The organism is Paenibacillus chitinolyticus NBRC 15660 (assembly GCF_000739915.1).
GTDB lineage: Bacteria > Bacillota > Bacilli > Paenibacillales > NBRC-103111 > Paenibacillus_F > Paenibacillus_F chitinolyticus.
Genome location: NZ_BBJT01000014.1, coordinates 35,242 through 61,270 on the forward strand (window position 1 = coordinate 35,242; position 26,029 = coordinate 61,270).

Below are 26,029 nucleotides of genomic sequence, written 5' to 3' on the forward strand. Positions count from 1 at the left end.
TAGCGGGCATGACACCGATCGGCATCATCCGTCTAATTGGTTACCATTTGTAAATAAAGCGGTTGGCGGGAACTTGTTCCCTAAGTGAAGTACGTGCAAATCCGGTTGCCGTTTAGGTTGTGAATCTCGATGTCCATATCGTAAATCTCTTTCAAAACGGCGGAGTCGATGATTTCGTCCGTTGTGCCTTCTTTCACGACACGTCCGTTCTTCAAAGCGACGATATAGTCCGAGTGGCACGACGCGAAATTAATATCGTGAATGACGATGACGATCGTCTTGCCCAGCTCGTTCACCAGCCTGCGAAGCACTTTCATGATCTGGACGGAATGCTTCATGTCCAGGTTATTGAGCGGCTCATCAAGCAGGATGTATTCGGTATCCTGGGCAAGCACCATGGCGAGATAAGCTCTCTGCCGCTGGCCGCCGCTCAGCTCGTCCAGATATTTGTCCTGGATATCACCCAGATCCATGTACTGGATGGCCTCGTCGATATACTTCTTATCCTCTGCGGTGAGCCGGCCCTGCGAGTATGGAAACCGTCCGAAGCCGACCAGATCACGGATCGTCAGACGAATGTTGATGTGATTGGACTGCTTTAGAATGGAGATCTTCTTGGCAAGATCATTGCTCTGCCACTGGCCGATTTCCTTGCCCTCAATGAGCACTTCTCCCTGATCTTTGTCGATCAAGCGGCTCACCATGGACAGCAGCGTACTTTTGCCGGCGCCGTTGGGACCGATGAAGGAAGTGATTTTGCCTTTGCCGATCTGGACCGATACGTTCTCGACCACATGTTTGCTGCCGTATAGTTTGGATACGCCCTTGACTTCTACCACGATTTTTTCTCCTTTAATAGAAGATAGATAAAGTAGACACCACCGATGAAGTTAATGATCACGCTCAAAGTTGTCGAGAAGGTGAATACCCGCTCTACAATCAGCTGGCCTCCTACTAAAGCGATAATGGAGATAAGAATGGAGCCGGTGATCAGCACCTTGTGCCGGAACGTCTTGAGAAATTCGTGCGACACGTTCGCGACAAGCAGGCCCAGGAACGTTATCGGACCGACCAGAGCGGTAGCGATCGAGATCAGAATGGCGACAACGACGAGCAGCCTTTTAACCACATAATCGTAATCGATGCCGAGGTTGACGGCGTGCTCTCTGCCCAGCGCCAGGACGTCCAGATATTTCGTGAATCTTGCAAAATAAACACCCACCAGAGCAAGCATCACGACCGAAATAACAAGCAGGTCCGTATTGACGTTGTTGAAGCTGGCGAACATTTTGTCCTGCACGATCAGAAATTCGTTGGGATCGATCAGCACTTCCATAAAGGAAGAGATGCTCTGGAAAAACGTCCCGAAGATCAGTCCCACCAGCAGGAGGAAGTACAAGTTCTGCCCCTGTTTCTTGAAAAGCAGCTTATATAACACGCCGGTGAAGGCTACCATCAAGCCGACGGAGATAAGAAAATTCACATTCTTATTCATCAGGAAGCTCGCGGAGCCGACCAGGAACACAATCGCGGTCTGAAACAGCATGTAGAGCGAATCGAGACCGATAATGCTCGGCGTCAAAATCCGGTTGTTCGTGATGGTCTGGAACACCATCGTCGAGAAGGCAATCGCGCCGCCCGTTATGACAATCGCCAGGATCTTCTTGCCCCTGCGGGGAAGCACGTAATCCCAGTTGCCGGAGGCGTCAATCAGGAGAAAGACCGCGATAAGCACAAGAGCGAGTACGGCAAGGATGCTGATTTTAACTTTTGCTTGTGAATTCATAAGGCCTTTCTCCTTGCCAGCAGCATGTAAAGGAAGATGCCGCTTCCGATTACCCCGACCGTAAGCCCGATCGAAATCTCATACGGGAAAATGATAATCCGTCCCAGAATGTCGCAGAAAAGGACGAACACGGCTCCGAGCAAGGCGGTGTGGGGCAGCGCCCGCTTCAGATTGTCTCCCATATAGAGCGTGACGATGTTCGGGATAATCAGCCCCAGGAACGGCAGCGTACCTACCGTCAGAATGACCACGGAGGATACCAGGGCCACGATAACGAGCCCGATGTTGACCACCTGCTTGTATTTCAGCCCCAGGTTGGTGGAGAACTCCTCCCCCATGCCGGCAATGGTAAAACGGTTGGCGTACAAATACGCGATAACGAGCACCGGGATCGAAATGTACATGATTTCGTACCGGCCCTTCATCACCATCGAAAAATCTCCCTGCAGCCACGAGGACATGTTCTGAATGAGATTGTTTTTGTAAGCGAAAAAGGTGGTGATAGAGCTTACGATGTTGCCGAACATCAGACCCACCAGCGGGATGAAAATCGTATCCTTGTATTTCACGCGGTCGAGAATCTTCATAAAGATGAACGTTCCCAGCAAGGCGAATACGAAGGCTATCAGCATCTTCTCCAGCGGACCGGCCGAAGTGAACAGCATCATCGAGACCAGAATTCCGAATCTTGCGGAATCCATCGTACCGGCCGTAGTCGGCGACACGAATTTATTGCGGCTCAGCTGCTGCATGATCAGGCCGATGACACTCATGCTCATGCCTGCGATCAGGATGCTGATCAACCGGGGGAGTCTGCTGACAAGCAGGATATGGACTTTATCGTCGCTCAGGTTGAACAGATCCAACGGGCTGATATCTTTAACCCCGATAAAGATCGATGCGACGGATAAAACGATAAGCGCGATCACCAGATATCTCTTTTTCATAAGCTGTCCTTTGGGCGGGTAATTTGGTTATGTAGCTTTGTAGTAAGAATGTTTCTCATTAATAATGAGATTCATTATCATTTGGGTTCGTAGAGTATTATAACATCTCCCCCTGTGGTGTCAACCGGTTGGAGGTATTTTTAAGAGTAGGACTATACAAAGAAGACATTCAGAAATTAATTACCAAAGACGCGCTGATAAATGTAGATGCCCTGCATTTTCGGGTTTGCTCGGAAAGTATCGCTTCAAGCTCATGTTTTTTTATAGTATTTGCTTTCTTATAACGTGGGTCCTCTCTATCCCATATCTGACTTTCAAACCATCCTACCAGGTATATTCCATATTTATTTTTTTCTTCTTTCAAATATCGATTTACTAATTGAGTTTCAAGTGCCTGAGATGTTCAAAGGAAATAAAGTATTTTCTTAGTGCTTAGGTTAAGATAAGTCCCCTGTTTAAGCACTACATGCTACCCGCATACGTTCTTTAATAGAAAAAGATTCAGACGAAAGTGTTGATGCTGCATTTTACTCATTGGATAGCCTTCCAGAAGCCTCAAATGAACTTTTTGCAAAACATCACCAAAAAGTGTTTAAAGATTATAAAAAGTTCAATGGGAAAATAATACTAGAATAGAATTTTGCCATTGAATTAACGGTGAACGTTGGTTCAATATGAATACTAGCAGGTCGCCGCATATTAGTAAGAAGGAGTGTGGAAAGTATGGTTCATGTAAAAGATATTTTATCCGATCAGTTATTAGCAAATGCTAATGACCCTAGTTGGTACCTACCATTTTCAGCTGCAGTCGAAAATTTGTCCGAGGAAGCAGCTTTTTGGAAACCTAGTGAAGATAGTTATAGTATCGCTGAAATTGTGCAGCATTTACTTTATTGGAATGAAACATGGCAAACCAGGTACCAAAAATCTGATGTCAATACCGTGCCTTCCATAGGAAATAATAATAAAAGTTTTATAATTCCTAAGGACAAAAAATTCACTGATTTAAAAGATCAATTATTAGATGTGCTTCTAAAATGGCAAGATCTACTTACTGAAGAAAAAGTCGAAAGTGATGTAATCGGGTTTCCAGTGGCTGCCAAGTGGTGGGAGTTACTTGGAAATTTATCAACTCATAATGCATATCACATTGGTCAAATCTGTTATATTCGGAAGCTACAAAAGAGCTGGAATGTAGATGAAAAACAAGAAATAATTTGACGAGATGGAAAAAGAACAAGCCGGAGCAGAGCGCTCCGGCTTTAATCATTTTATTATTCTATCGGCGAAGCCCGATGGTCACGATCTCATGAGGTCCCCCCCTGTTCTGTCAACCGTTTGGGGTGTATTTTTAAGAGTACCCATGCCCAAGCCACATGAATACCCTATTCTATACTTCTGTGAAGGGAATGAGGAAACTCCATGTATTACACCAGAAATACGTTTCCATATCCATACTACGTTCACGCGCCTGTGTATAACTATGCCAGACAACCTGTGTATCGGGGCATTCCACATCAATTAAAGAATACAGACCGATTCGGTCATCGGCACCCCTCGAACGCAAATGGCAAGACCGAGTTAAAAGATTATGGAAAAACACCGTTTGTCGTGAATATTAACGAGGCCGCAAAGCAAAACAATACTTATCGCACTGCCATATGGACAGGAGATCATTTACAAGTCACGGTGATGAGCCTCAACCCCGGAGAAGACATCGGTTTAGAAGTTCATCCGACAACGGACCAATTCTTGCGTGTTGAACAGGGTCAAGGTCTCGTTCAGATGGGGGATACTAAGGATCATTTAAATGTTCAAAAAAGAGTTTATGATGAATACGCGATCATGGTACCCGCCGGTAAATGGCACAATGTAACCAATACGGGCCGTACACCGCTTAAACTATATTCTATTTATGCGCCGCCTCAGCATCCGTTCAGCACGATCCATAGAACGAAAGCAGATGCAATGGCTGCCGAATAAAAACCATATATCCGCAGACATCCTCCATTAAGGGAACAGGCTCCATAACAGCCCCTTCTTTAAGGACAAAAATAAAATCGGGCAGACTCCGGCCTTAAAAGCCGTAGTCTGCCCGATTTATTTGATTGATCTTCTATCGGCGAAGCCCGATGGTCACGATCTCATGAGGCGCGACCTGGGCGCGAATAGCGCCGCTCTCCGCAGGGATCGCCTCCCCTGCTTCCTCCATGATGCTGCTCTTGTAGAAGCCGCTGTGAGGCAGCGAGGTGCGGACAGGCAGCTCTGCCTGCTCCGAACTCATGTTGAACCAGCGCAGCAGGATGTCTCCCGACTCCTCGTTCATCTTGAGCGAGGAGAAGGCCAGCTCCCGGCCCTTCCATTGGACAGGCGCATAGACAGGCTGAACAGCGCCTGTATGCACGCCGGTCTGGCAGAGGGTCCACGGGATCTGGAACTGGTACGCCTGCGCATAAGCGCCGGAAGAGATGCCGTCTCCGCTGTGCGGAATCAGCATCAGGCGTACCGTATGTTCGCCCAGGCACTGTGCCTCCGGTGTCGGGAACAGTCCCCAGTCGCCGAGCTCTCCGACCGCACGGAGCAGCGTCACGGCGATGGTGTTGCGCCCGTCGCGCAGCACTTCGTACTCGCTTAGGCCGAGGTTGGCGACCGTCAGACCGGCCTGAGCCTCGCTCACATCGACAAACGCCTGCTGATGCTGCGTGTTGCTCGGGTTTTCCCACTCAGCCGCAGGCTCGTTGTCCCGGCGGGCGATTTCGAAAACGGAATCGGCCGCATGAGAGCTTGCCTGAAGGTCCGTCGGGAACAGCGCGCGGATGCGGTGATCCTTCGCCTGATTGTTGAAGGAGACGGACAGCTCCACGCCCTTGCCTCCGCGGTCCAGGCTGACGACGGTGCGGATGACCATCGGCACCGTCTCGGTGGAACGCTGGGCTTTGCGGTGCGGGAAATACACGATTTCCCGCTGCTCCCGGTCCAGCGTCTCGTCGGCGGACACGGGAATCTCCCACTCGTGGACGATTTCCACGGAAGCGCGGAAAGCCGTGTCTTCCAGCACGCGAACCTGTGCGGGAAGACCTTTCGTAGTCAGCGCGGTTTCGCCTTCCGGCTGCTTGTACATATACTCGTTGCCGATGTCTCCGGTGTTCTCGTACACGCCGAGATCACGGTACGTCCGTCCGTTTGCCTTGTCGGTCAGCGCAAACGATCCGTCCTGCGCGATCTCGACTTTGAGGCTCTCGTTCTCCAGCACGCGTTCGCCTGCGAACAGGGAAGCAGGCGCGGACGGCGCCTTATCGCTGCGCACCCACGCGTAGGTCTGGAGTCCGAGCGCCGGAACGTTCCGCGCTTCGAACGTCAGTTTCACCTTGCGGCACGAATACGGCTGGCGGAACTTGTCGTCCGGCAAGTCGTAGCCGAACAGGAGTCCAAGGTCCTCCACCGTGCACGGGATAACCTTGCCTTCCGCGTCGACAAGCACGCGGCCCGACAGGTCCACGTTCTTCATGCGGCTTGCCGTTTCTTCCAGGGAATAGCCTTCCCGGAAGTACAGACGCGCCGCATCAAGCTCGATGGAGACGGTGCCGGTGCGTTCCCAGCCTGTCGTGTTGAACACGACGACCGGAAGAGCATCCTCGCCGAATCCCGCGAACGCGCTCGTGTCGATCGCTTCGGCGATGGCACGCTTGCTGTCGTCCACGATGGATTCCGCCACGTGGCGGCTCTTCTCGAACCGCGTCACCATTTCGCGGTGCACTTCGTCCACGCTGCAGCCGCAGATGCTGTCGTGCGGGTGGTTCTGCATCAGCGTTTTCCAAGCATACGTAAACAGATGATGCGGGTACTGCTCTCCGAGCAAATGCGCGAAGGAAGCGAGCGGCTCGGCTACTTTTTCAAGCAGTGCCTGGCCTTCCTGGTTCATCTGCTTCAAGTAGACGCGGGCCGACGCCGTGTTGACGAGCGTAGACCAGCCGTCCGTACGCTGGCTGCGCAGCTCGCCTTTGACGGAGGACAGCTCACGCTCCACGCTGTCGCCCAGCGCCTCCAGATACGCCGCGAAGTTCGAATGGACGAACTCCGTGTCCGGGTACAGCTTCCGCGCCGTTTCGATCGCTTCCGGCAGGTCGAGCTGGATCGGCTGATGGTCGCAGCCGTTCATAAACAGCAGCTCGCCCGTAGACGCGTACTTCTCGGCGTCCGCAAGCTTGCGGGCCCAGTATTCCTTCGCTTCCTCTTCTCCGGCCGGCACTTCGTTGCCGTTGGAGTACCAGTTCGCGAACAGGACGCCCAGCACCTTGGAGCCGTCCGTTCCTTCCCAGATCAGCTCCGAGAACGACGATTCGTATCCGGAGTCCGATACGGTGTTGTTAAAGCCCGTCGGCTTCACGCCGCGACCGAAGAACGCGTTGCGGATGCCCGCCTGCTGCAAAATCTGGGGCGCCTGCCCGTAGATGCCGAACGTATCCGGGAAATACCCGATTTTGGATATTTGTCCGTACTTTTTGGCATCCTGGTGCCCGATTTGCATGTTCCGCACGTTCGCCTCGGGGCTGGTCAGAAAAGCATCCTGCAGAATGTACCAGGGACCGATAAAAATACGGCCTTCGCGGATGTATTTCTCCAGACGCTCTTTCTGCTCCGGACGAACCTGCAGGTAATCTTCAAGAATGATGGTCTGGCCGTCGAGATAAAAGCTTTTATAATCCGGGCCCGCATCCAGTTTATCCAGCAGCGTATCGACCAGCTTCACGAGCCGGACGTGGTGCTTTTCGTAAGGCAGATACCATTCGCGGTCCCAGTGCGTGTGGGAAATAATGTGCGCCGTTCTTTTTTTGCTCATGATCGTTCGCCTCCCCTTCTTTGTGGTGATGCTTTGTGAGATCTTCTATTTGAAAAAAGGGCCGGAGAGCGTCGCGTCAGGGCGGCGTGTTCTCCAGCTTGAATTGTCGTTAGTTAAAAACAAGGGTCTGCCTGACGGGTTAAGGATAACGCAGGTACGTGCAAACGTACCCTTACGCTCCCTCCCGTCTTACTCGCTGCCTACGCCGATTTGAACCTCGTCCGGCCGGTAAACCGCGAGAAGCTTGCCTGCCGAATCAGTGGCGAACAGGACGGAACGCTCTTTCTCCAGCAGGAAGGAGTAGACCGTTCCGGTCTCCGTGTCCTTCACTTCTACCGGGGCGTCCCAGGCGAATTCAGACACGAATACGAAGAGCGAGCCTTCCTTGAAGCTGATTTTGCGACCGTACACGCCCGGCAGATTACCCCCGCGGCGCCATTCCAGACCGCTCTCGCAGCCTGCCGCCTCAAGGGCGTACCGGTAGAGTTCGGCAACGGCTTCGGTTCTCTCGTTAAGCTCGACAGGCAGCGGGCTCCAGATCAGGCGGCCCTTGCCGAGCGGTATATCCACAACAGCGTCGCCTTGCGGGCTGCTAGCTTCTTGTCCCGTTACACCGGTTGCGGCTCCGGTTGCGGCTCCCGCTCCGATGCGGCCTTCTTTTCCGGCATCGTTCAGGCGGATTTCCTTGACGGTTTCCGCAATGCGTCTCTGTCCGAATGAAACCGGCTGGAGGGAACCGCCGATGCTCAGCATTTCTTCCCGGCGCACGTTGGCGAGCTTTCCGCTGCCAAGCACATCGTCCAGGCGGGCCGTCTCTCTCCAGTAAGCGTCGATACCCAGCGGACCTGTCGCAAGCAGCACGGCTCCCGTACGTTTTACAAACTCCACGAGCTCCGCCATCGCTTGATCGTCCACGTTATGAGCGCTCGGCAGCAGAATCAGCTTGACCGGCCCCTGCTCCAGCGCATCCAGATGGTACTCCGATGCCGCGCGGAAAGGCTGGTTAAGCTGGTAAGCCAGCACACGCGTCAGCCGGGTCGTCGCATCGAAGGCCAGTTTCCGGTTCGAAAAATCGTTCGAATACGGGAAAACGGCGACGATATCTTCCAGTTTCCGTTCCCGGAACAAATCGCGGATACCGGCCATAAACGTTCCGAAGTCATAGGAAACGTCCGCTTCCGGCTTCTCCGTGCCGTCTGCCCGGAGAGCCCCGATATGCGATTCGTTAGCGTTATCCATATAGAAGTTCGTGTTCCAGATCCAGTGAACCGCCCCCGCTCCGCCTGTCGCGAACGCGTAGGCGTACTTGCGTTCCAGCAGGTTCCGCAGCTCCGTCTCGGTCCGTTTGGCCCGGCCGTCCGGTGTTTCCACGTACATGATGCCGGTTTCCTGGACGAGATTCGGCTTATCCGCCGTTTTGGCGAAAATGCCGTCCCAGAGAAGCTGATCGTTCAGCCACCAGGAGTGAACGGTCGTATAGTCGACGGCTTCTTCGTAGAAGAACGGCGACGGTCTCTGGGCTCCGAGCGCTTCGTCCTGCCCGACCGTCACGAGATGATCCGGACACTGTTCCTTGATCGTCTCGTAAAGTTCCTTGGCCCAGCGGTTGTGCATGTCCATGGAGAACAGGCAGTAGTCCAGCCAGCGGGTCCCTTTCTTGCCGCGGTGCATATCCTGCACGTCGAAGTTGATTTCCTCGGCTTCCGGTACGACGGCCGCCGCAAAATCCGGAAGCTGCTCAGGGGACATGTTCCAGCGTTCCTGCAGCGCTTCGACAGAGCCGTGGCGCTCACGGAGCCACTCTATAAAGGCCGCTTTCTCAAAAGGATCGCGGCAGGAGCGCGGGCCGTCGGAGAAGATTTTTTCCGGCTCGAACATGGACGGCTCGTTGATCAGATCCCAATCCACGTTCTTCGTGTTCCGGTGGCGCGAAACGATGGAGCGGATAAACCGCTTCTGCGCTTCCACGCTCTGAGGATCGAGGTAAGGATTGACCCCTTCCCACGTTTCCGGCGTGAAGGAGAAAAACGTAAACGTAACCTGCAAGCCGTGCTTTTTGGCCGTCATCAGGAACGCGTCGATCGCCCGGAGCACATCTTCCGACACATGGCCGTCCACCTGCATAATGTTACGGTAAGCGGTCCAGATGCCTGTGCGGATCCAATTGATGCCCGCGCGGGCCATCTGGGCCATATCGCGGTCCCATACCGCCGCGTTAGGCAGGAACAGGAACTTGCGGGCCACGTCGGAAGTCATGTAGGTCATGCCGACAACCGGCAGCGGCCTGCCGTCTTGGATGAAGTAGTCGCGGTCCCGGCCGATCGGTCGGCCTTCCGCCAAGAGCCCGGCGTCCAGGCCCCAGAAGCCCTGGCGCAGGTTGCGGATCTCGCCGCTCGCGGATTCGGCACGACACTCCACCCGGTACAAGCCGCTTCGAATGTCGAGCGGAACCGGGATGCGGACGAGGCCGAATTCGCCGGTTACCTCCTGCTGAAGCTCACACGTCCACCGATCGGAGGTGCTCTCGTGCTCCACGGTGATGGAGAACGTCCAGTTCTCCGCCTTCTTCACGCGGCCGGCACCGTTTACGCGCGTCATCCGCTGGGTCTGCAGGGTAAGCTGCGGGCGCTCGCCCGCTTCGTAGGAAGCGTAATTCGGCTTCAGCCACAGCTCGGTCACGCCGGCCGCGCAAAATTCCGTCCACTGCTTGAGCGCCGCGGCGCCGCCCTGCTCCCAGAACTGCGCGCGGAGAGGCTGGTTCACGAACAGCCAGCGCGAGCCTTCGAACTTGCCGCGCGAGTTTTCCCAGAGCACGACGGGAGCCGACACTTCGCGGCCTTCCGCGGTAGTCCCTTTGAGCAGCGGATAAATCTGCGTGCTCATCGGTCCGGCGGAGCCCATCTGGTGCGGGAGATCGCTTGTTTTGGTCACGTGCGGCACGAGATTCCACGTGTCCGCTACGCTAAACAGCGATTCTTGCCCCGCCAGCAGCGGGACTGTGTCCGAGGCGGACAGTTCCGCCGCGGAAGAAGCGTCCACGCGAAGCGCCTCGTGGATGTGCAGCTCCTGGTGGTAAGCCGTCTGCTCGGCTTCCACGTGCCATTCGCCGCCCTCGCGGCGTACCGGATGCTTGAACGGCGCGCCGCCGACGGAGATCAGGCTTCCTCCTCTCGACAGGAAGCCGAGAATAGCCGGCCACGCCGCCTTCGGGAAATACGGCGCGTGCAGGTTCACGAAGCAGCCGCCGGCCGCTTCGTTCAGGGCTTCGGCCAAGCCGTCGGCGCTGACGAAGTTCCCTATACCCGCCAGGGTATCGGTCTGGAGTGCGGCGCCGGCAGCGTCCGTTAAGCCTGCGGCGGAGTCCGGCTGCCGAACCTCTTCCTTCAAGACCGGCACGGCCTGCCGGCCTGTTTTCACGGCTGTCTGGTCTGCTGTGCTTATCGGAAACGACGGATCATAGAAAACAACGACCGGCTGATTTACGCTCATAGCAGCCCGTCCTTCATCGCCCGGTAAACGAGCTGGGAGAACAGGCTGTTCGACCACGCGAACCAGGTTCTCGTGAACGTGTTCGGATCGTCGGCATGGAAGCCCTCGTGCATAAAGCCCGTATCCGCGTCAGTCGCTTCCAGCATCGCGATCATCTCCAGCTTCTCCTCCGCCGTCGTGGCGGTCAGTCCCTGCATGGACAAAGCCATGTGCCAGATATAGCCCGGCGGCGTGTGCGGGCTGCCGATTCCTTTTGCCGCGGTCCCTTCGTAGTAGAACGGATTCTCTTTGCTGAGGGCGAAGCGTCTCGTGTTCTGGTAGATAGGATCGTCCGCATTCACATACCCGAGGTACGGAATGGACATGAGTCCCGGCGTACCCGCATCGTCCATCAGGCAGTAGTTGCCGAAGCCGTCCGTCTCGTACGCGTAGATCGGCCCGAATTCGGGGTGGCGGTAAATGCCGTACAGTTGAATTCCGTGGTCGATATCGGCTTCAAGGTCTTTCAGCTCTTTCAGGAACTCCATATCGCGGAAAACCCACTCGGCGAATTCCTCCATATGGCGAAGCGCCACTACGGCGAACATATTGGCCGGAATGTTGTAATGGAAGTCGCAGGCATCGTCGCTGGAACGGAAGCCGGACCAGACCATGCCCGTATAATTGACCGGCATCCCCAGGCCGCTGTTGCGGAGCGAATCGGTCGGAATGCCGTTGTCGCGCGTGAAGCGGTAAGGAGACTGTTCGAAGTGGCACTGCTCGGTTTTGAACAGCTCGACGATTTTACGCATCGCGCTTTTAAAGCCCGCATCGAAAATGTCCGTCAGTTCGGTTTCCTTCCAGTACGCGTAGGCCAGACGCATCGAGAAGCAGAGCGAATCAAGCTCGAATTTGCGCTCCCACACCCACGGGGACATGTCCGTAATGTCGGTGGTGTTCCAGTGCCAGTCGTTGGCGGATTCGTTGAACGCGTTCGCGTACGGGTCGATGTGGATGTAAGCGATATGGCGCTTGATCAGGCCGCCGATAATACGCTGCAGATCCTTGTCTTCTTTGGCAAAAGGCACATATTGGATCACCTGCTCGACCGAATCACGCAGCCAGGAGGCCGGGATGTCTCCGGTAATGACGAAGGTGGTGCCGTCATCCAGCAGTTTCGTCGTCGTTTCCAGTGTGTTCGGGAAACAGTTCTTGAACAGCTGAAGAAGTTTCGGGCGGTGCGCCAGCTTTTCTTCGGCTTCCTTTAATACTTCCTGGATGGCCTGCGGGAGCTCCAGCTTAGGCATCGGAATTTTGGGCAGTCTGAATTGTTCCATGGCTTCGGTTCCTCCAATAATTTCCCAGTTTGTCTGCTAGTTTACTCGATTTATCACGTTTCTTATATGTGTAGGTTTTGACCCGGTATGTCGCTTCTGCTCTTATGCTGCGAAAAGCGGCATCGGGCGGTCGTTTCGCCCTCTATGCAGGAGCGGCCCCGCATGCTGCAGGGCCGCCTGTGCACTGCGTTCGGCCTATTCTTTTACGGCGCCGATCGTCAGGCCTTGAATGAAGTAACGCTGGAAGAACGGATACGCGAGAATAATCGGTCCGGTCGCCAAGACGACCATCGCCATCCGCGACGTATCCTGCGGCAGCGACTGCAGCACGCCCATCCCGAGCGACGGGTTGTTCGTGTTCTGCAGCAGAAACTGCATGCTGTTCTCGATCCGCATCAGCATCGATTGGAGCGGAACCAGCTTCGGATCGTCGATGTACAGAAGCGCGTTGAACCAGTCGTTCCAGTAGCCCAGCGTACTGAACAGGCCGATCGTCGCCATACCGGGCAGAGCCAGCGGCATGACGAGCTTGTAGAAGATCTGGAATTCGCCCGCGCCGTCGATTTTACCGGATTCGACAATCGCGTCCGGCACCGAGGTGCTGAAGAACGTCCGCATAATCATGATGTAGAAGGCGTTCCCCGCCAAGGGCAGAATGAGTGCCCACAGCGAATCTTTCATGCCGAGCAGTTGGGTTACGACGATGTACGTCGGTACCATACCGCCGTTGAACAGCATCGTGAAGAAAGCGAAAAATCCGAAGAAATTGCGGTATTTGAACGTTTTACGCGAAATGGCATAAGCGAACAGCGCCGTCATGATGACGGAGATAACGGTCCCGACAATCGTGACGAGAATCGTGACGCCGTACGAGCGGAGAAGCTGATCGCCCGCTTTGAACAAATAACGGTAAGCCTCCAGGCTCCATTTTTCCGGGATAAGCTGATAGCCGTTGGCGGCCAGTGTCGTTTCATCCGTGAAGGAGATGATCGTAACGAACAGGAACGGAAAGACGCAGGCAAAAGCGAACAAGGCTGCAATCAGGTTAAAGACAACGTTCCAGACGGTCGGGAGCTGATGAAAATCGCGGCTTTTTTTTCTCGTTTGGGCTTGCACAGCCAATTCCCCCTTTCACATGCTGATCTGTTAGAACAAGGCATTCTCTTTGTTGAATTTGCGTACGATGTAGTTCGAGGTAATGACGAGAATAAATCCGACTAGGGACTGGTACAGACCTGCGGCAGTGCTCATGCCGATTTCACCGGTCGTTTTGAGGCCGCGGTATACATACGTGTCGATAACGTTCGTCACGGAGTAGAGCGTGCCCGAATCTCTCGGAACCTGATAGAAGAGACCGAAGTCGGCATAGAAAATGCGGCCGATCGCCAGCAGCGTCAGAATCGTCATCAGCGGCTTCAGCATCGGGATCGTAATGTGGATGATCTGCTGCCATTTGCTTGCGCCGTCGATCATGGCTGCTTCGTACAGGGATTTGTCGATCCCCATAATGGCGGCCAAGTAAACGACGCTGTTGTAGCCGACGGATTTCCACAGGAACACCAGGATGATAATCAGCGGCCAGTAGGTCGGGTTGTTGTACCACTGGGTAGGATCTACGCCGAACATGGCGCCGACTTTATTCACGAGACCTTTGTCGAAGCTGAGGAAGCTGAATACGAAATAGCCGACGATGACCCAGGACAGAAAGTACGGGAGGAACATGCCGGTCTGATATATTTTGGCGAGCCGTTTATTTACGATTTCGGATAGTACGATAGCCAGCAGGACCGCAAGGACCAGACCGACGATAATAAACACGGAGTTATAAAGCAAAGTATTGCGCGTAATGATGTAAGCGTCGTTCGTACTGAACAGGAACTTGAAGTTTTGCAGGCCGACCCACTTGCTCTCGACTATGCTGGCCCAGAAGCCGTCCCGGCTGTACCGGTATTGTTTGAACGCAACGACCATACCTGCCATCGGCAGATAGGAGAAGAACAGGAACCAGATCGTGCCTGGCAGTACCATGAGAAGGAGTGCTTTGTTTTTGTTGATGTCTTTGAAGAAATTCGTAATCCTTGTCACACCCTATCACCCCTTTTGAGAAATAATTCGAAGCCGGTAACGCTTGCGAGCATAAAAAATCAGGCGAATGCGGGAAACATTCGCCTAATCCGATTCTGATTCTCTTACTTCTTGGAAGCTTTCCACTCGTCGATTTGACGCTGAGCTTCGGCCATAATTTTATCCAGACCCGCGGCTTTCATTTTCTCGTTAGCCTGCGGAAGGTATTGATTCGGATCTACCGTACCGGTCATCAGTGAAGTCCAGAAAGCTTCCTTCACGTTCTGTACGGCGGCGATTTCAGTTGTCACTTTCGAAGTGTCGAAGTTAAAGCCGAGCAGCGGAGCCGGTTTGCCCGCATCATTGAACTTCTTGAACTCGTCCCACTTGTTAGCAGGGTCTTCTTTGTTCAGGTACGTGATAATGACGCTGCCGAGCGAGAACGTCGGCATGTCGTAGTTCTTCGCATCCGGAAGGTTTTCCATCACGTTGTCGCCGATTTTCTTGTAGTGCACGCCTTCGATACCGGAATCCACCATGTTGCGGAGCTTCGGATCGGTATTCAGCAGGTTCAGGAATTCCATCGCTTTCTCCGGATACTTGGAGTTGGCGGAAATCGCCTGCATGGAACCCATTACGGACCAGTTGAAGATAGTGGACGGACCGGCCGGAGTCGATACAACCGGATAGCCGTAGCTTGCGGACCATTGGTTGTCGGCGAAAGGCTGGTTGGTCGCTTTGTCCGCGAACCATTTGCCCGTTGCTTGAACGTCGCTCAGCGAGTTCAGTGTAGCCGCTTCAGTCGGGATGTAGCCGGCTTTATAGTACTTGTTCATCGTTTGAAGCGCTTGTTTCATTTCAGGTGTATCAAAAACGTTAACGACTTTCAGGTCCGTGCTGTCGAGCTTGACGGCCATCGGCATTTTTTCGATGACATAGTCGTAAGGAACGTACAGGCCGAAGTTTTTGTCCGCCGCCAGCGGGAATACGTTCGGTTCTTTTTCCTTGATCGTCTTAAGCAGCGGCTCCAGGCTTTCCAGCGAGTTCACGTTGGAGATATCCAGGTTGTACTTGTCGAGCAGTTGCTTGTTGAAGCGCCATACTTCCTGTGCCGGAAGCTCTTTGTTAGCCGGAATACCGTAGTTGTGTCCGTCTACTTTGGAGCCTTCGAGGAACGCCGGGTCGAGAGCGTCTTTAATGCCTTTGCCTTGTTTATTCAAGAGGTCGTCGATCGCCAGGAATGCGCCTTTTCTTGCATTCTGGACATAATCGAATGCCCACGAAGAGGTAAACATGATATCGATCGGCTCACCGGAAGCGGCCATCACTTGCATCTTCTGCGAGTAGTCGCCGAAATCGATTTGTCTCATTTTGACGGTAACGCCGATTTTCTCTTTCGTGTACTTGCTGACTTCTTCCATGACACGGTCCGTGTCTTTCTGCGGAGTCCCGATCGTGTACCAGATCAGTTCAACCGGCTTATCGGATGTACCTTCGGCTTGCTTGCCGTCTTTGCCGCCGCAGGCGCTGAGCACCAGAGTAAACGTAAGCAGCATGGCAAGTACGACAGCCAAACTTTTCTTGCTTCTTTTCATGTGTGTATCCTCCCCTTGAAATAAATCCGCCATCTCTGCACGAACAGGGCAGACGGCTTTTCTACGCGATCTTCTGCTCTATTCATTGTGCGGAACCGGGAAATGCCCTATGCATGGGGCTTTAGGCCGCTGTCCGCTTGCTTCGAGGACTATCTTTACTGTACGTGATGAAAGCAGTTTCAAATAGAAGAGAAATTAAAGTTATCGTGTCTAAAATAAAGAAAAGAGACTGCCCGCGGCCATCCGCTAGAGCAGTCCCTTGAAATCCGTAGGTGAGATTCCCACATATTTCTTAAATTGTTTGTAAAAGTAACCCGTTTCCCAGTAGCCCACATTCCGGGCGATTTCATGCACTTTCAGATGCGTCGTTTTCAGCTGTTCCTTCGCCTTCTCGATCCGGTATTTGTTGATATATTCCGTAAAAGTTTCGCCTGTCTCCCTGTGAAACAACTGGCCCAGATAGACGGGATGGATATTGTACAGCGCGCCCAGCGCTTTCAGCGAAAGCTCTTCGGCATACGATTCGTCGATGTAATTGAGCACCTGCTGGACGACCGGGCTCTTGATATCCCGGATCAGCGAATCGACCGTAAGCCCCGCCACGTCCTGGACGGCCTTGATCAGCTCACGCAGGGTGCCCGCCTGCCGCACTTTCTCGAAACCTTCCTTGTACAGCTCGGTTTCCTCCACGTGCTTGATCTCTTTGAGCGCCATTTTGAAAAGAATAATCACTTCCATGGCGATATCCTGAATGTCCCCGGGGGTGACACCCTCCAGCGTCTGCATCTCCTCGAAATCTTCTTCGATGCGCAGGAGAAGCTTCTCCCGGTCTTTGGCCATGATCAGCTTCGTATATTCGCTCCAGTCAATCGGGAACGTCGCTTTCCCCGCATCTTTACCCGAAGGCAGGTCGCTGTAGTCGATGAGGCCGTGCTCCGGGTACAGCAGGAAATATTCCTGCGCCTTCTTCGCGTGCCGGTAGCTGAGCGGGGCCTGATCGGGGAGCGGCTGCACGCTTCCAATGGAAGTGCGGATGGGCTGGTACGTCGTAAGCCGGTCCAGCAGCTCCTCGATAGTGCCGATCATCTCGCGCTTGCCTTCTTCGGGATCGTCCATGACGAAAAGGATCACGAGGTCTCCGTCCACATCCCGGAACGGGATGATCGACTCGTTGTATTTCATCTGCCGCGAAATCAGCTCGAACACCTGGACGAAGTTCTCTTCCAGCCGCATCACCGCGGCGGCCATGAACGGCTTGTCCATCTCGATGCCGAGCAGATCGGCCCGCTCCCTGTACTCGCCGGACGCAATCTGCTCCGTCAGCCAGCGGTGCATCATGTTATCCTTCAAAATCTGCACGCCGTATTCGTTGAACAGGCGTTCCGATTTTGAAGCGTTCAGCTTCTCCACCGTATTATCCAGCGTCGCTTTCAGCTCGTCCAGATTAATCGGCTTCAGCAAATAATTTTCGATGCCGAGCCGGATACATTCTTTCAGATACACAAAATCGTTAAACCCGCTGAGGACCACCACCTTCAGGTCGGGATGAAACTCACGCGCCCCGCGGATCAGATCAAGCCCGTTCATAACCGGCATCGAAATGTCCGTGATCAGAAGATCCACCGGCGTCTTCTTCAGCGCCTCCAGCGCCTCCCGGCCGTTCTCGGCCTGGCCCACAATTTCGAGCCCGAACGAGGACCAGTCTATAATGTCGTAAAGCCCTTCGATAATAAACGGCTCGTCATCCACCAGAAATACTCTATACATGGGCCGCCTCCTGTCCCTCTGCGCCGGGATAACGCACGATTACCGTCGTGCCTTGTCCCGGCTCGCTGTGAAGTTCAATCCCGTACTCGCTCCCGTACTGCAGCTTCAGCCTCTCATGAACGCTCCTCAGGCCGAACGATTCGCCTTCCGTTTCCTCCCGGTCCAGCTTCTTCGTGATCTCGGCCAGCTTCTCTTCCGTCATGCCGTTGCCGTTATCCTGCACCCGGACCCGGACGAATCCGCCCTCTTCGCCGATCGTAATCGTCAGGCGATTATCCTTGCGGTCGCTGCGGATTCCGTGAACGACGTAGTTCTCGATAATCGGCTGCAGGGACATTTTCAAAATCTGAACGTGCGCCAAGTCCCGCTCCCACACGATTTCGTACGAGAAACGGTCCTTGTACCGGATACGGAAAAGCTCCAAATACATCCGGCACGCCTCGACTTCGTCCTTCATCGTATAGATCGTCTTCTGCTGCACGAAGCTTTTGAACAGCACGGACAAGCTGTAGATCATCTCGCCCACATCGCTCGCCCCTTGCGAGAGCGCCCTCATCCGGATCACTTCCAGCGTGTTATAGAGGAAGTGCGGATTGATCCGGGCCTGAAGCGCGGTCAGCTCGGTATGCTTCTGCTTGATCTCCGCCTTGTACACCCGGTCGATGTAGTTGTTCAGCTCGTCCAGCATATCGTTAAAGCTTTTGGAAATCTGCCCAAGCTCATCCTCCCGCGTATCGCGGATCCGGGCTTTCAGGTCCCCCCGCTTCACCCGCCGCGTGAACTGGATGATCCGGTTCGTCCGCTTCGCGAAGTTCATAATGAACAGCGACGGAATGAGGATCGCGAACAGAATAGCAATGGCACTGACGAGCAGGATCGTATTGCGCAAGCCCCGGTAGGAAGCCGCGATCTCTTCCTTGGGCGCGGCCCCCATGACGATAAAACCGCCCCGGCTCTGTGTCAGCTTCGTCAAATACATGCCGTTTTGCAGCGTGCCCGTATCGTACAAGCTGTTGATCCTGTCGGTATAAGGGAACTTCTTCCCATAGTATTGCCCGGAGGAATCAAACATCACATCCCCGTCAGGGGTCATAACGAAGATTGTCCCTTTTAAATCCGGCTTATAGCTTTCGAGAGCCCGGACTATCCCGTCCGAATTGAAATAAAGAAGCAGCTGCCCGATATTTTTGAGCGAATATTTATCGTTCACCGGGACGCGGATGGAATACAGCCTGGGGTCCCACTGGTTCAGCGTCTTGCGCATCCAGATATTCGGCAGGGCAATCGTACGGGTCTCCTGCGCCATAATGTCCGGAATGTAGGATCGCGACGCGTTCGTTGAAATCAGCTTGCTCAGCCGGTTGGAATTGTACGTGTAGAGATACTGCTCCTCCGCGCTGTAGAGCATGAGATTCTGGATATCCGGGTCCACGTCCAGCTTGTTCTGCAAATATTTCAGAACATCCGTCGAGAAATTCGTATCTTTATAAAATTGATCCAGCCGGTGCTCGGCATATTCCTGATAAGGATGCTGGAGAAAATACGACATATTGGCCGACAGGGCGTCGTTCTGGTAAATGTCGGTGAGCAGTGACTGCATCCACTCGAATTTGCCGTTAACGTACGAGCTGACGCCTTCCATCGCTTTTTTCTGGTTGGCCAGCTCCCGCTGCACGATGGATTGGGACATGAAAGAAAACATCAAATACGAAAGCGTAATGATGGTCAGGATCGTGATCAGGGAAAACATCAGGATCATTTTCAGAAACAAGTTGTTTTTCAAATAGTTGCGGTAGATTCTCCTGACACCCATGCGGTCTGCCCTCCCTGAACGTTTATCCGTCTCGATTATAGCATGCCGCCGCCTATACAACCTAACCGCCTTTGTCAGTTCAGTGGCGCGAAGTCCCGGACTTATATGGAGAAAAAAGAAAAGGACCGCCTCGAAGGGCAGTCCTTTTAATGCGGTTTACGCGTCTTTCCAATGAAGCCAGAAAGTTGATTGCGGCAAATGTTAAGGCCGTTAACCTTCCTTGCCGGTCCACAGTGCCGGTATTACATGGATTTCGTCAAGGTAATGGATCTGTCCTGCTGGCCCCATTTAACGTCCCAGCCGAGCAGTTCCGTAATAAAACGCAGCGGCAACACGGTTCTTCCATCCGTATTGACGAATACTTTGGAACCGACGTTTTTCTTCATGCCGTTAAGTTCCATGAAGTCTTTGCCGATCCAGAACTGCATCTTGTCATTGCCGGCCTTTACCCAGACGGACTGGGCCTCATTGTCCCAAGTCACTTCCGCGCCGATTCCTTCCGCCAGGTAACGCAGCGGGATGTAGCTCATGTCATTCCAGATGAACGGAGTCGTGTCCATCTTCGTTACAGTCCCGTTGATGTTCAAGTCATGGCTTCCGATTTGCATCCAGACCGTGGTCATGGACGGGTCCGTCTTCTCCTGGAACTTCTCGCCGTACTGCGTAACGATGGCATTTCCGAGCGCCTGGCCTACGCCGAACATCAGCTTGAAGCCTTCGCGGTCCGTTTTATAAGAAGCCTCGTAGTTGCCCGCCGCATATTCATTCAGCACTTTCTGCACCTGACCTTCGTGCTGGCGGAGCACATCCTGGGCCGCAGCGGCCGGAAGATTGCCGGCAGTAGCCGTGCCGAGGAAATTCGCAAACTCGGTCGTAAACCCGTCGATTCTCTTCTCAACGGCGGCTTTTGCCGCTTGATCTTTATTTTTGACGGCGGTCACATAGTCACTTTGGGCGTTCACGTGGTTCGTGACCCATATTTTCTCGAAGGCCATGCCGCCTTCGGCGCCGTAAATCGAGCTGATCGCAGCTTTAAAATCGGCCGTATTTCCGCTTTCCGCTTTGATCAGCGCGTCGGAGTCCTTGCTGCCGTCGTACTGCTTCTGCATTTGCAATGTAGACAGGGACAGATGTTCGGCCGCGAGATTGTTCAGGGCCGACCGCAAATCAGCCGCCGGCGTATCCGCCTTCGTGTTGCCGAACTTCTCCGGCATTTGCGTGGTGATAGCCGTGGAAAGCGCTTTGCTGATCGTGAACATTTCCTTGAAGCCTTCACGATAAGCCGCATACGCTCCCTGATAATCGCCCGCGATATAGTCGTCGAACGTTTCCTGAACCTGATCTTCGTGAAGACGGATCGCCTGTGCGGCAGCCTGCTTCGGAAGCTTGCCTGCGGTCGCTTTGTCCAGGAAGGCCGAAAATTCGTCCACGAAGCCCTGCACCTGCTCTTCCGCTTTCTTGCGGGCTTCCTGGTTGTTCATCTTGGTCGCTTTCACGAGATCGTCCGTGTACTTGTTATGAGCCCGGAAAATCCGCTCGAACTCGGCCGCTCCTTCTTTCCCGTAAAGGGAAGCGATCGCCGGCGTCATATCCAGCGCGTTCTGATCCAGCGCCTTGTACGCTTCGGCCGCATCTGCGGAGCCGTCGTACGCTTTCGTCATAGCTGTGACTGCCAGCGCGAAGTGTTCGGAGAGCAGGTGATCCAGGCTGGCCCTCAGATCGGCGGCCGGTGTGTTTACGGTAGGTTTCGGCGTATTAACCACTGCAGCGGCGTTAGCTGCCACCGTTGGCATGAGGATGGACAAGCTTAGTGCCGGAAGAAGTAATTTTTTCATTTGCATGGACGTTCACTCCCTTGGTCTATGTGTTTTTCGCGTTTCCGTTTCTTGGTACCGCTTATTCTTGTTTTGTCTCTACATAGGGTGCAACGCAGGGGAATGAAGTTTGGATCACTATTTTTTGAAAAAAGTTTTTCGGAGAGACAGCCGAACCTATTTTTTACTTTAATTGCCAATTGGAACGACAGCCGTTACACTAGAGAAAATGTCCCCTTGGGGAGTCGGCCGTAAGTGTTTTTCGTTCATACGGCTTGCCGTCCGCACCCGGACGCCGAGCGGCTAAATATGTAACAGGAGGATAAGATGACTAAGAAAACGATCACTGGAATTGCTGCGCTTGCTGCTGTCGTCATATCAAGTACCGTTGTGTACGCGGCGAATACGACAACCGTATCGGTCCCCACCGATACGGCACGTTCTTTTACCGAAAAATATACGGACGCGGTTGCCCCGGAGGCCTCCTCTAAACCCGTTCCTTATAAGGAGTTTTCAGACTCTAGGGTGTATTCGAAATTAGAAAGCTCCTGGACTAAAGCCGTTCAGGCGCTTCATACCAAGGCTTCCAAGGAAGCAAATCAAGACACCAAACAGCCGGCCGCGTTCGCGCAAGAGCAGTGGAACTTGATTGCGGGTCCCGATATTGAAGCTGAATTCGAAAGCAAGCTCAGTAGGAACGAAGCTTCCTCTTTCAATGAAGTCTTTATCACGACGACTCGCGGGCTTAAACCCGGCGATCTTATGTATGCGCTGCTTCTGAAGGGCAACAAAACGGAAGCCAAGGTCGTCTGGCAGCGGGCCAACGGGGATATTCATGTCTCGCATCTGCGTCAGTCCAAAGATCTCCACGGCAATATCGTATGGTCGCTGCTCGGCAGCGAAGAGATAGCATCCGCCGAATAGTGTGGCCCTGACGCCGATAGCATACGGCGGATGGCGCAGCGGGCAGCGTATGTGGGCAGCTTCCGGCAGGCAGCGGCGGCAGCACAGGGAGCGTCTGTGCGCAGTCTTCCGGCGGGCAACGGTGTCTGGTTGAGCACGCCGATCAGGTGCGCCGGTCAGACTGCCGCAGTCTCGCTTTGCACCGGCGAGCTTCGTGCCCGTACACAGCGCAGACGTACCGTCAGGTGCCCCCGCGTACAGTACACTGCCGCATGACGATGACGCACGCCGCACGCAAAAAAAAGGGAAGGAGTCTGGCTCCTTCCCTTTTCGGCGCCGTCCTGCCGCCGTGTTTCACGCCGCATCGCCTGCTCTCGGCGAGCGATGCGGCTACGCCGGACGGTATTCAGCCTCCGCCCGGCAGCTTCGCTTTTTTTCCCCCGCCATCAACGTCAAATGAACAGATTCACCTTCGCCTGCGAGGCATCGCCCAGGTAAGCGGCTACGCCCGCGTACTCGATCCCGTCCAGCAGTTCTTCCTTCTGCAGGCCGAGCAGATCCATGGTCATCGTGCAGGCGACGAGCTTAATGCCCTGCTCCTGCGCCAGCTCGATGAGCTGCGGAAGCGTCAGCGCATTGTGTTTCTTCAGCACGTGCTGAATCATTTTCGGGCCCATGCCCATATAGTTCATCTTGGACAGGCCCAGCTTCTTCGGCCCTCTTGGCATCATGCGGCCGAACATCTTTTCCAGCCAGCCCTTCTTGAGCTTGACCGGCTCATCTTTGCGCAGCGCGTTCAGTCCCCAGAAGGTGAAAAAGATCGTCACCTCGTGATCGTAAGCGGCCGCGCCGTTCGCTATGATAAAAGCGGCGATGGCTTTATCCATTTCCCCGCTGAACAAGACAATCGTCGTTCCTTCTTTTTGTTCCACCATCATGTCACTCCTTTATACATATACACCTATAGGTATCCAAGCCGCGAAAATTTTAGCCGATCCGCAGCGGATCAGCTTTCTACAATAAAATAGGCAGCCATATTTTAAACGCCGTGGCGGCAATGAGAACAATCAATGCGTACCGCAGGTACTTCACGTTGATCCGGGCCGACAGCCGGGAACCGAGCGGCGCTCCGAGCAGACTGCCGATGACCGTAAAAATAACCGGAAGCAGCGGAATATGCCCCGCCCCGATTTTCCCGACAACCCCGCCGACCGCCGAAATAAACACAATGGCCAGCGAAGAAGCGATCGTGGTGCGGGTAGGAATTTTCAGCAGGGTCAGCATGATCGGGATAAGAATAAACGCCCCGCCCGCGCCGACGATCCCGGACACCAGGCCCACTGCCAGTGCGGAAAGTACGGCAAGCGGCTTGTTGAAAGCAAGACCGCTCCCTTCCTCCTGCCGCTTGCCCTTGACCGGGATCAGCATCAGCACCACCGCCATTATCGCCAGCACGCCGTATATCACATTAATCGTGTCGCCCGGCATATATTTCGAAGCCAATCCGCCGATCAGGCTGCCTGCAAGCACGCCGCCGCCCATATACAGGACAAGCTCCTTATGAACGAGAGAAGGTCCGTTTTTTCCGCGTCTTCGGAACAGAACACCGGACAAGGAGGCGAAGAATACTTGGAACATCGAGATCGCGGAAACTTCCTGGGCCGTAAAAGCGGCTTCCCCGAACAGAGGAGGGACGAACAACAGGAGGGGATAATTAATAATGGCTCCCCCGATTCCCAGCAGGCCCGAGAAAAAAGACCCGGCTAACCCCAGCGCCAGCATGATGACCGCTAACAAAACATCCATAACATCCTCCTTGTCTCACCTGATGCTAATCTTAGCACAGCATTCCGGCGGCGGCATAAATTAAAAGGAAAAAGCCCTATACTTGCGCCGCCGATCCGGCTATAATAAATTAATACCAAGTATTTTAGTTGGAAAAGGGGGTTTTGGAGTATGATTCAACAACTCAAACGGTTATTTGTTTCCGTATGTCCACATTGCGGGCAGCCCCTCCAAACCGATGAGGCTACCGCGCACTGCGTGATCAAAGTATGCCCCGGCGGTCATTACACCGAAGAGAGCTACGGCCATCTGGGTGTCCGTGTTGTTTATACCGATAACTGAGACGAGTGTTGCGAAAAAGCCCGGAGAATCGCGTTTTCAGGCAGTCTATGCCAACGCTCCCGCACTCGGCGTCACATGACGGCGGTCTACCACACGCCTTATTTTTTTCTCACGTAGAATGTATATACGCCGTTATCTTCCTCATGCTTGATCAGCTCGTGCCCGGTCTGCTTGACCCAAGCCTGAAAATCGTTCAGCGAGCCTTTGTCCGTGGACAGTACCTGCATAATGCCTCCGGATTCCAGCGAATCGAGTGCCTTCTTGGCTTTGACGATCGGCATCGGACATGCCATTCCCTTCGTATCAACCGTTACGTTCACTTCCATCTTGTTATCCTCCTCTATCGTTTATCCCGTTAAGGATTGCTCTTGTAAAGAATCGTATTATTGATCGTGTACGGCACAGCGGTTCGGACCGATCTCCATTTCGCGCTGCTCCTCTTCCGTCGGCGTTATTTTACCCATATTGGTTTGCCGGATTTCCTGATAGGCGTTGGGCTGGGGAGGCAGATTCTCCGATACGGTTTTTCTAAACTCGCCTTCGTCCCCGATATTCAACCCGGGATTGTTGGCGAACAGATCGCCCAGTCTGGCGGACACTCTTCCGCCTTCGCCCAGCTCGGCAAACCGCCCGAAGTGCGCCGGGAGCACGATCAGCTCTTCGGACAGCTTCTTGTAGCGATCATACAAAGTGGCGCGCAGATCCCCCGCCCAGTCCTCCGCCTTACCGGCCAGATCGGGACGCCCGATGGAAGCGACGAACAGGATGTCTCCCGTCAGCAGGTAGCGGTCATCCACCACAAACGACGTGCTTCCGATCGTGTGGCCCGGAGAATACATCGGCTGGATCGCGATCCGAGTGGAGCCGACCGTCATATCGGCACCTTCTTCCAGCTCCGAGTAGCCGAACACCACTTCTTCCGCATCCTTCGGCGGCAGCCAGTAAGCCGCTCCCGTTTCTGCAGCCAGCTTGCGGCCACCGGATATATGATCGGCATGAAGGTGCGTATCCAGCACATGCTTGATCACGGCCTGCTTTTCCCCGGCAAAAGCGGTGAACACCCCGGTCATCCGTACCGCATCAATCACCGCGGCTTCCCCGCCCGAGATCACCATGTAGGACAGACAGCCTTTGCCGATCCGGACGAATTGGTAGACGGCTCCTCCGTCTTTCAAATCGCCCACCTTCACGGGCTCCAGGTGCTCGCTCCATGATTTCATTCCGCCGACCAGGTACGAAACATCGGAGAAACCGGCCTCCACAAGCTGCTCGCCCACGAATTTCGACGAGCCTTCTTTGGCGCATACGACCAGCACTTCGCGGTCCGTCGGGATTTTATCCGTTACGGCCTCCACCCCGTCCAGCAGCTCGAAATAAGGCACGTTCAGCATATCGACCCGATTGCCTTCGATTTTCCAATCGGCAAAGTCGCTTTCATTGCGCACATCCAATATAAAAAGGGGCTTATTGCTCAGAACCTTCTCCGCCAGCGCGGCGGCCGTTAATCCTCTAAGCCGCCCTTCTTCGCGATTGCTCGTATTCATCCGTGTATCCTCCCTATCTCTTAT

General features: G+C 54.1%; 20 protein-coding genes. 4 read left to right on the forward strand and 16 right to left on the reverse strand.

The genetic code is table 11. The features are described 5' to 3' along the window. Positions 1 to 80: 80 nt before the first annotated feature. Genes PCH01S_RS24985 through PCH01S_RS24995 form a run of 3 tightly spaced genes read right to left on the reverse strand, consistent with a single transcriptional unit; the run spans position 81 to position 2,733 of the window. A complete protein-coding gene (locus PCH01S_RS24985) occupies positions 81 to 839 on the reverse strand; it encodes an iron ABC transporter ATP-binding protein (protein WP_042234308.1) in 759 nt (252 codons plus the stop codon). Beyond that, a complete protein-coding gene (locus PCH01S_RS24990; protein WP_042234310.1) occupies positions 833 to 1,786 on the reverse strand; it encodes an iron chelate uptake ABC transporter family permease subunit in 954 nt (317 codons plus the stop codon). Before PCH01S_RS24990 ends, PCH01S_RS24985 begins: the two co-directional genes overlap by 7 nt. Then, the gene (locus tag PCH01S_RS24995) at positions 1,783 to 2,733 is read right to left on the reverse strand and encodes an ABC transporter permease (protein ID WP_009673533.1); all 951 of its coding nucleotides are present in this window, start codon (positions 2,731 to 2,733) and stop codon (positions 1,783 to 1,785) included. The genes PCH01S_RS24990 and PCH01S_RS24995 overlap by 4 nt, the downstream gene beginning before the upstream one ends. Positions 2,734 to 3,456: 723 nt before the next feature. Here PCH01S_RS24995 and PCH01S_RS25000 point away from each other — a divergent pair. Beyond that, the gene (locus tag PCH01S_RS25000) at positions 3,457 to 3,954 is read left to right on the forward strand and encodes a DinB family protein (protein WP_042234313.1); all 498 of its coding nucleotides are present in this window, start codon (positions 3,457 to 3,459) and stop codon (positions 3,952 to 3,954) included. Positions 3,955 to 4,155: 201 nt separating this feature from the next. Continuing rightward, entirely contained in the window at positions 4,156 to 4,716 is a 561-nt protein-coding gene (locus PCH01S_RS25005) for a cupin domain-containing protein (protein WP_042234314.1), read from the forward strand. Between the two features lie 133 nt (positions 4,717 to 4,849). Here PCH01S_RS25005 and PCH01S_RS25010 read toward each other — a convergent pair whose 3' ends face one another. From PCH01S_RS25010 to PCH01S_RS25050, 9 genes are all read right to left on the reverse strand, one after another. Next, positions 4,850 to 7,573 carry an alpha-mannosidase gene (locus tag PCH01S_RS25010; RefSeq protein ID WP_042234315.1) on the reverse strand — a complete coding sequence of 908 codons (2,724 nt, stop codon included), beginning with the start codon at positions 7,571 to 7,573 and terminating at the stop codon, positions 4,850 to 4,852. A gap of 189 nt (positions 7,574 to 7,762) precedes the next feature. Continuing rightward, complete coding sequence (locus PCH01S_RS25015; protein WP_042234316.1) at positions 7,763 to 11,062, reverse strand: beta-galactosidase; 3,300 nt, start codon at positions 11,060 to 11,062, stop codon at positions 7,763 to 7,765. Then, a complete protein-coding gene (locus PCH01S_RS25020) occupies positions 11,059 to 12,378 on the reverse strand; it encodes a glycoside hydrolase family 125 protein (protein ID WP_042234317.1) in 1,320 nt (439 codons plus the stop codon). Before PCH01S_RS25020 ends, PCH01S_RS25015 begins: the two co-directional genes overlap by 4 nt. A gap of 195 nt (positions 12,379 to 12,573) precedes the next feature. Beyond that, on the reverse strand, positions 12,574 to 13,494 hold the full coding sequence (locus PCH01S_RS25025) for a carbohydrate ABC transporter permease (RefSeq protein ID WP_009673528.1): 921 nt from the start codon (positions 13,492 to 13,494) through the stop codon (positions 12,574 to 12,576). Positions 13,495 to 13,524: 30 nt separating this feature from the next. After that, entirely contained in the window at positions 13,525 to 14,406 is an 882-nt protein-coding gene (locus PCH01S_RS25030; RefSeq protein ID WP_170318649.1) for an ABC transporter permease, read from the reverse strand. A 161-nt stretch (positions 14,407 to 14,567) separates the two neighbouring features. After that, positions 14,568 to 16,037: an ABC transporter substrate-binding protein gene (locus tag PCH01S_RS25035; RefSeq protein ID WP_042234321.1), complete on the reverse strand. Its 1,470-nt coding sequence runs from the start codon at positions 16,035 to 16,037 to the stop codon at positions 14,568 to 14,570. Positions 16,038 to 16,283: 246 nt separating this feature from the next. Beyond that, positions 16,284 to 17,804, reverse strand: coding sequence for a response regulator transcription factor (locus tag PCH01S_RS25040; protein WP_042234323.1), 1,521 nt, complete (start codon positions 17,802 to 17,804; stop codon positions 16,284 to 16,286). Then, on the reverse strand, positions 17,797 to 19,617 hold the full coding sequence (locus PCH01S_RS25045) for a sensor histidine kinase (RefSeq protein ID WP_042234325.1): 1,821 nt from the start codon (positions 19,615 to 19,617) through the stop codon (positions 17,797 to 17,799). Before PCH01S_RS25045 ends, PCH01S_RS25040 begins: the two co-directional genes overlap by 8 nt. 242 nt (positions 19,618 to 19,859) lie before the next feature. Continuing rightward, the gene (locus PCH01S_RS25050) at positions 19,860 to 21,458 is read right to left on the reverse strand and encodes a copper amine oxidase N-terminal domain-containing protein (protein WP_042234328.1); all 1,599 of its coding nucleotides are present in this window, start codon (positions 21,456 to 21,458) and stop codon (positions 19,860 to 19,862) included. A 300-nt stretch (positions 21,459 to 21,758) separates the two neighbouring features. On the opposite strand from PCH01S_RS25050, the gene PCH01S_RS25055 reads away from it, so the two are divergent. After that, entirely contained in the window at positions 21,759 to 22,355 is a 597-nt protein-coding gene (locus PCH01S_RS25055) for a hypothetical protein (protein ID WP_042234329.1), read from the forward strand. Between the two features lie 431 nt (positions 22,356 to 22,786). On the opposite strand, the gene PCH01S_RS25060 is transcribed toward PCH01S_RS25055, so the two are convergent. Further along, a complete protein-coding gene (locus tag PCH01S_RS25060) occupies positions 22,787 to 23,269 on the reverse strand; it encodes a DsrE/DsrF/DrsH-like family protein (protein WP_042234330.1) in 483 nt (160 codons plus the stop codon). A gap of 79 nt (positions 23,270 to 23,348) precedes the next feature. Further along, entirely contained in the window at positions 23,349 to 24,140 is a 792-nt protein-coding gene (locus PCH01S_RS25065; protein WP_042234333.1) for a sulfite exporter TauE/SafE family protein, read from the reverse strand. A 150-nt stretch (positions 24,141 to 24,290) separates the two neighbouring features. Here PCH01S_RS25065 and PCH01S_RS30985 point away from each other — a divergent pair, with 150 nt between their 5' ends. Continuing rightward, positions 24,291 to 24,461 (forward strand): hypothetical protein, encoded by a 171-nt coding sequence (locus tag PCH01S_RS30985; protein ID WP_164977160.1) that lies wholly within the window; start codon positions 24,291 to 24,293, stop codon positions 24,459 to 24,461. 98 nt (positions 24,462 to 24,559) lie between these two features. Here PCH01S_RS30985 and PCH01S_RS25070 read toward each other — a convergent pair whose 3' ends face one another. Both PCH01S_RS25070 and PCH01S_RS25075 read right to left on the reverse strand, forming a co-directional pair. Next, positions 24,560 to 24,787 carry a sulfurtransferase TusA family protein gene (locus PCH01S_RS25070; RefSeq protein ID WP_009672989.1) on the reverse strand — a complete coding sequence of 76 codons (228 nt, stop codon included), beginning with the start codon at positions 24,785 to 24,787 and terminating at the stop codon, positions 24,560 to 24,562. Between the two features lie 57 nt (positions 24,788 to 24,844). Beyond that, a complete protein-coding gene (locus PCH01S_RS25075) occupies positions 24,845 to 26,005 on the reverse strand; it encodes an MBL fold metallo-hydrolase (RefSeq protein ID WP_042234335.1) in 1,161 nt (386 codons plus the stop codon). Positions 26,006 to 26,029: the final 24 nt, after the last annotated feature.

Bases quoted from the DNA above. Each gene is read 5' to 3' on its own strand.
- PCH01S_RS25035 (WP_042234321.1), bottom strand. From the start codon at position 16,037: ATGAAAAGAAGCAAGAAAAGTTTGGCTGTCGTACTTGCCATGCTGCTT.
- PCH01S_RS25040 (WP_042234323.1), bottom strand. From the start codon at position 17,804: ATGTATAGAGTATTTCTGGTGGATGACGAGCCGTTTATTATCGAAGGG.
- PCH01S_RS30985 (WP_164977160.1), top strand. From the start codon at position 24,291: ATGATTCAACAACTCAAACGGTTATTTGTTTCCGTATGTCCACATTGC.
- PCH01S_RS25055 (WP_042234329.1), top strand. From the start codon at position 21,759: ATGACTAAGAAAACGATCACTGGAATTGCTGCGCTTGCTGCTGTCGTC.
- PCH01S_RS25030 (WP_170318649.1), bottom strand. From the start codon at position 14,406: ATGGTACTGCCAGGCACGATCTGGTTCCTGTTCTTCTCCTATCTGCCG.
- PCH01S_RS25015 (WP_042234316.1), bottom strand. From the start codon at position 11,062: ATGAGCGTAAATCAGCCGGTCGTTGTTTTCTATGATCCGTCGTTTCCG.
- PCH01S_RS25045 (WP_042234325.1), bottom strand. From the start codon at position 19,617: ATGGGTGTCAGGAGAATCTACCGCAACTATTTGAAAAACAACTTGTTT.
- PCH01S_RS25005 (WP_042234314.1), top strand. From the start codon at position 4,156: ATGTATTACACCAGAAATACGTTTCCATATCCATACTACGTTCACGCG.
- PCH01S_RS25010 (WP_042234315.1), bottom strand. From the start codon at position 7,573: ATGAGCAAAAAAAGAACGGCGCACATTATTTCCCACACGCACTGGGAC.
- PCH01S_RS25050 (WP_042234328.1), bottom strand. From the start codon at position 21,458: ATGCAAATGAAAAAATTACTTCTTCCGGCACTAAGCTTGTCCATCCTC.
- PCH01S_RS25070 (WP_009672989.1), bottom strand. From the start codon at position 24,787: ATGGAAGTGAACGTAACGGTTGATACGAAGGGAATGGCATGTCCGATG.
- PCH01S_RS24990 (WP_042234310.1), bottom strand. From the start codon at position 1,786: ATGAATTCACAAGCAAAAGTTAAAATCAGCATCCTTGCCGTACTCGCT.
- PCH01S_RS25060 (WP_042234330.1), bottom strand. From the start codon at position 23,269: ATGGTGGAACAAAAAGAAGGAACGACGATTGTCTTGTTCAGCGGGGAA.
- PCH01S_RS24995 (WP_009673533.1), bottom strand. From the start codon at position 2,733: ATGAAAAAGAGATATCTGGTGATCGCGCTTATCGTTTTATCCGTCGCA.
- PCH01S_RS25000 (WP_042234313.1), top strand. From the start codon at position 3,457: ATGGTTCATGTAAAAGATATTTTATCCGATCAGTTATTAGCAAATGCT.
- PCH01S_RS25075 (WP_042234335.1), bottom strand. From the start codon at position 26,005: ATGAATACGAGCAATCGCGAAGAAGGGCGGCTTAGAGGATTAACGGCC.
- PCH01S_RS25065 (WP_042234333.1), bottom strand. From the start codon at position 24,140: ATGGATGTTTTGTTAGCGGTCATCATGCTGGCGCTGGGGTTAGCCGGG.
- PCH01S_RS25020 (WP_042234317.1), bottom strand. From the start codon at position 12,378: ATGGAACAATTCAGACTGCCCAAAATTCCGATGCCTAAGCTGGAGCTC.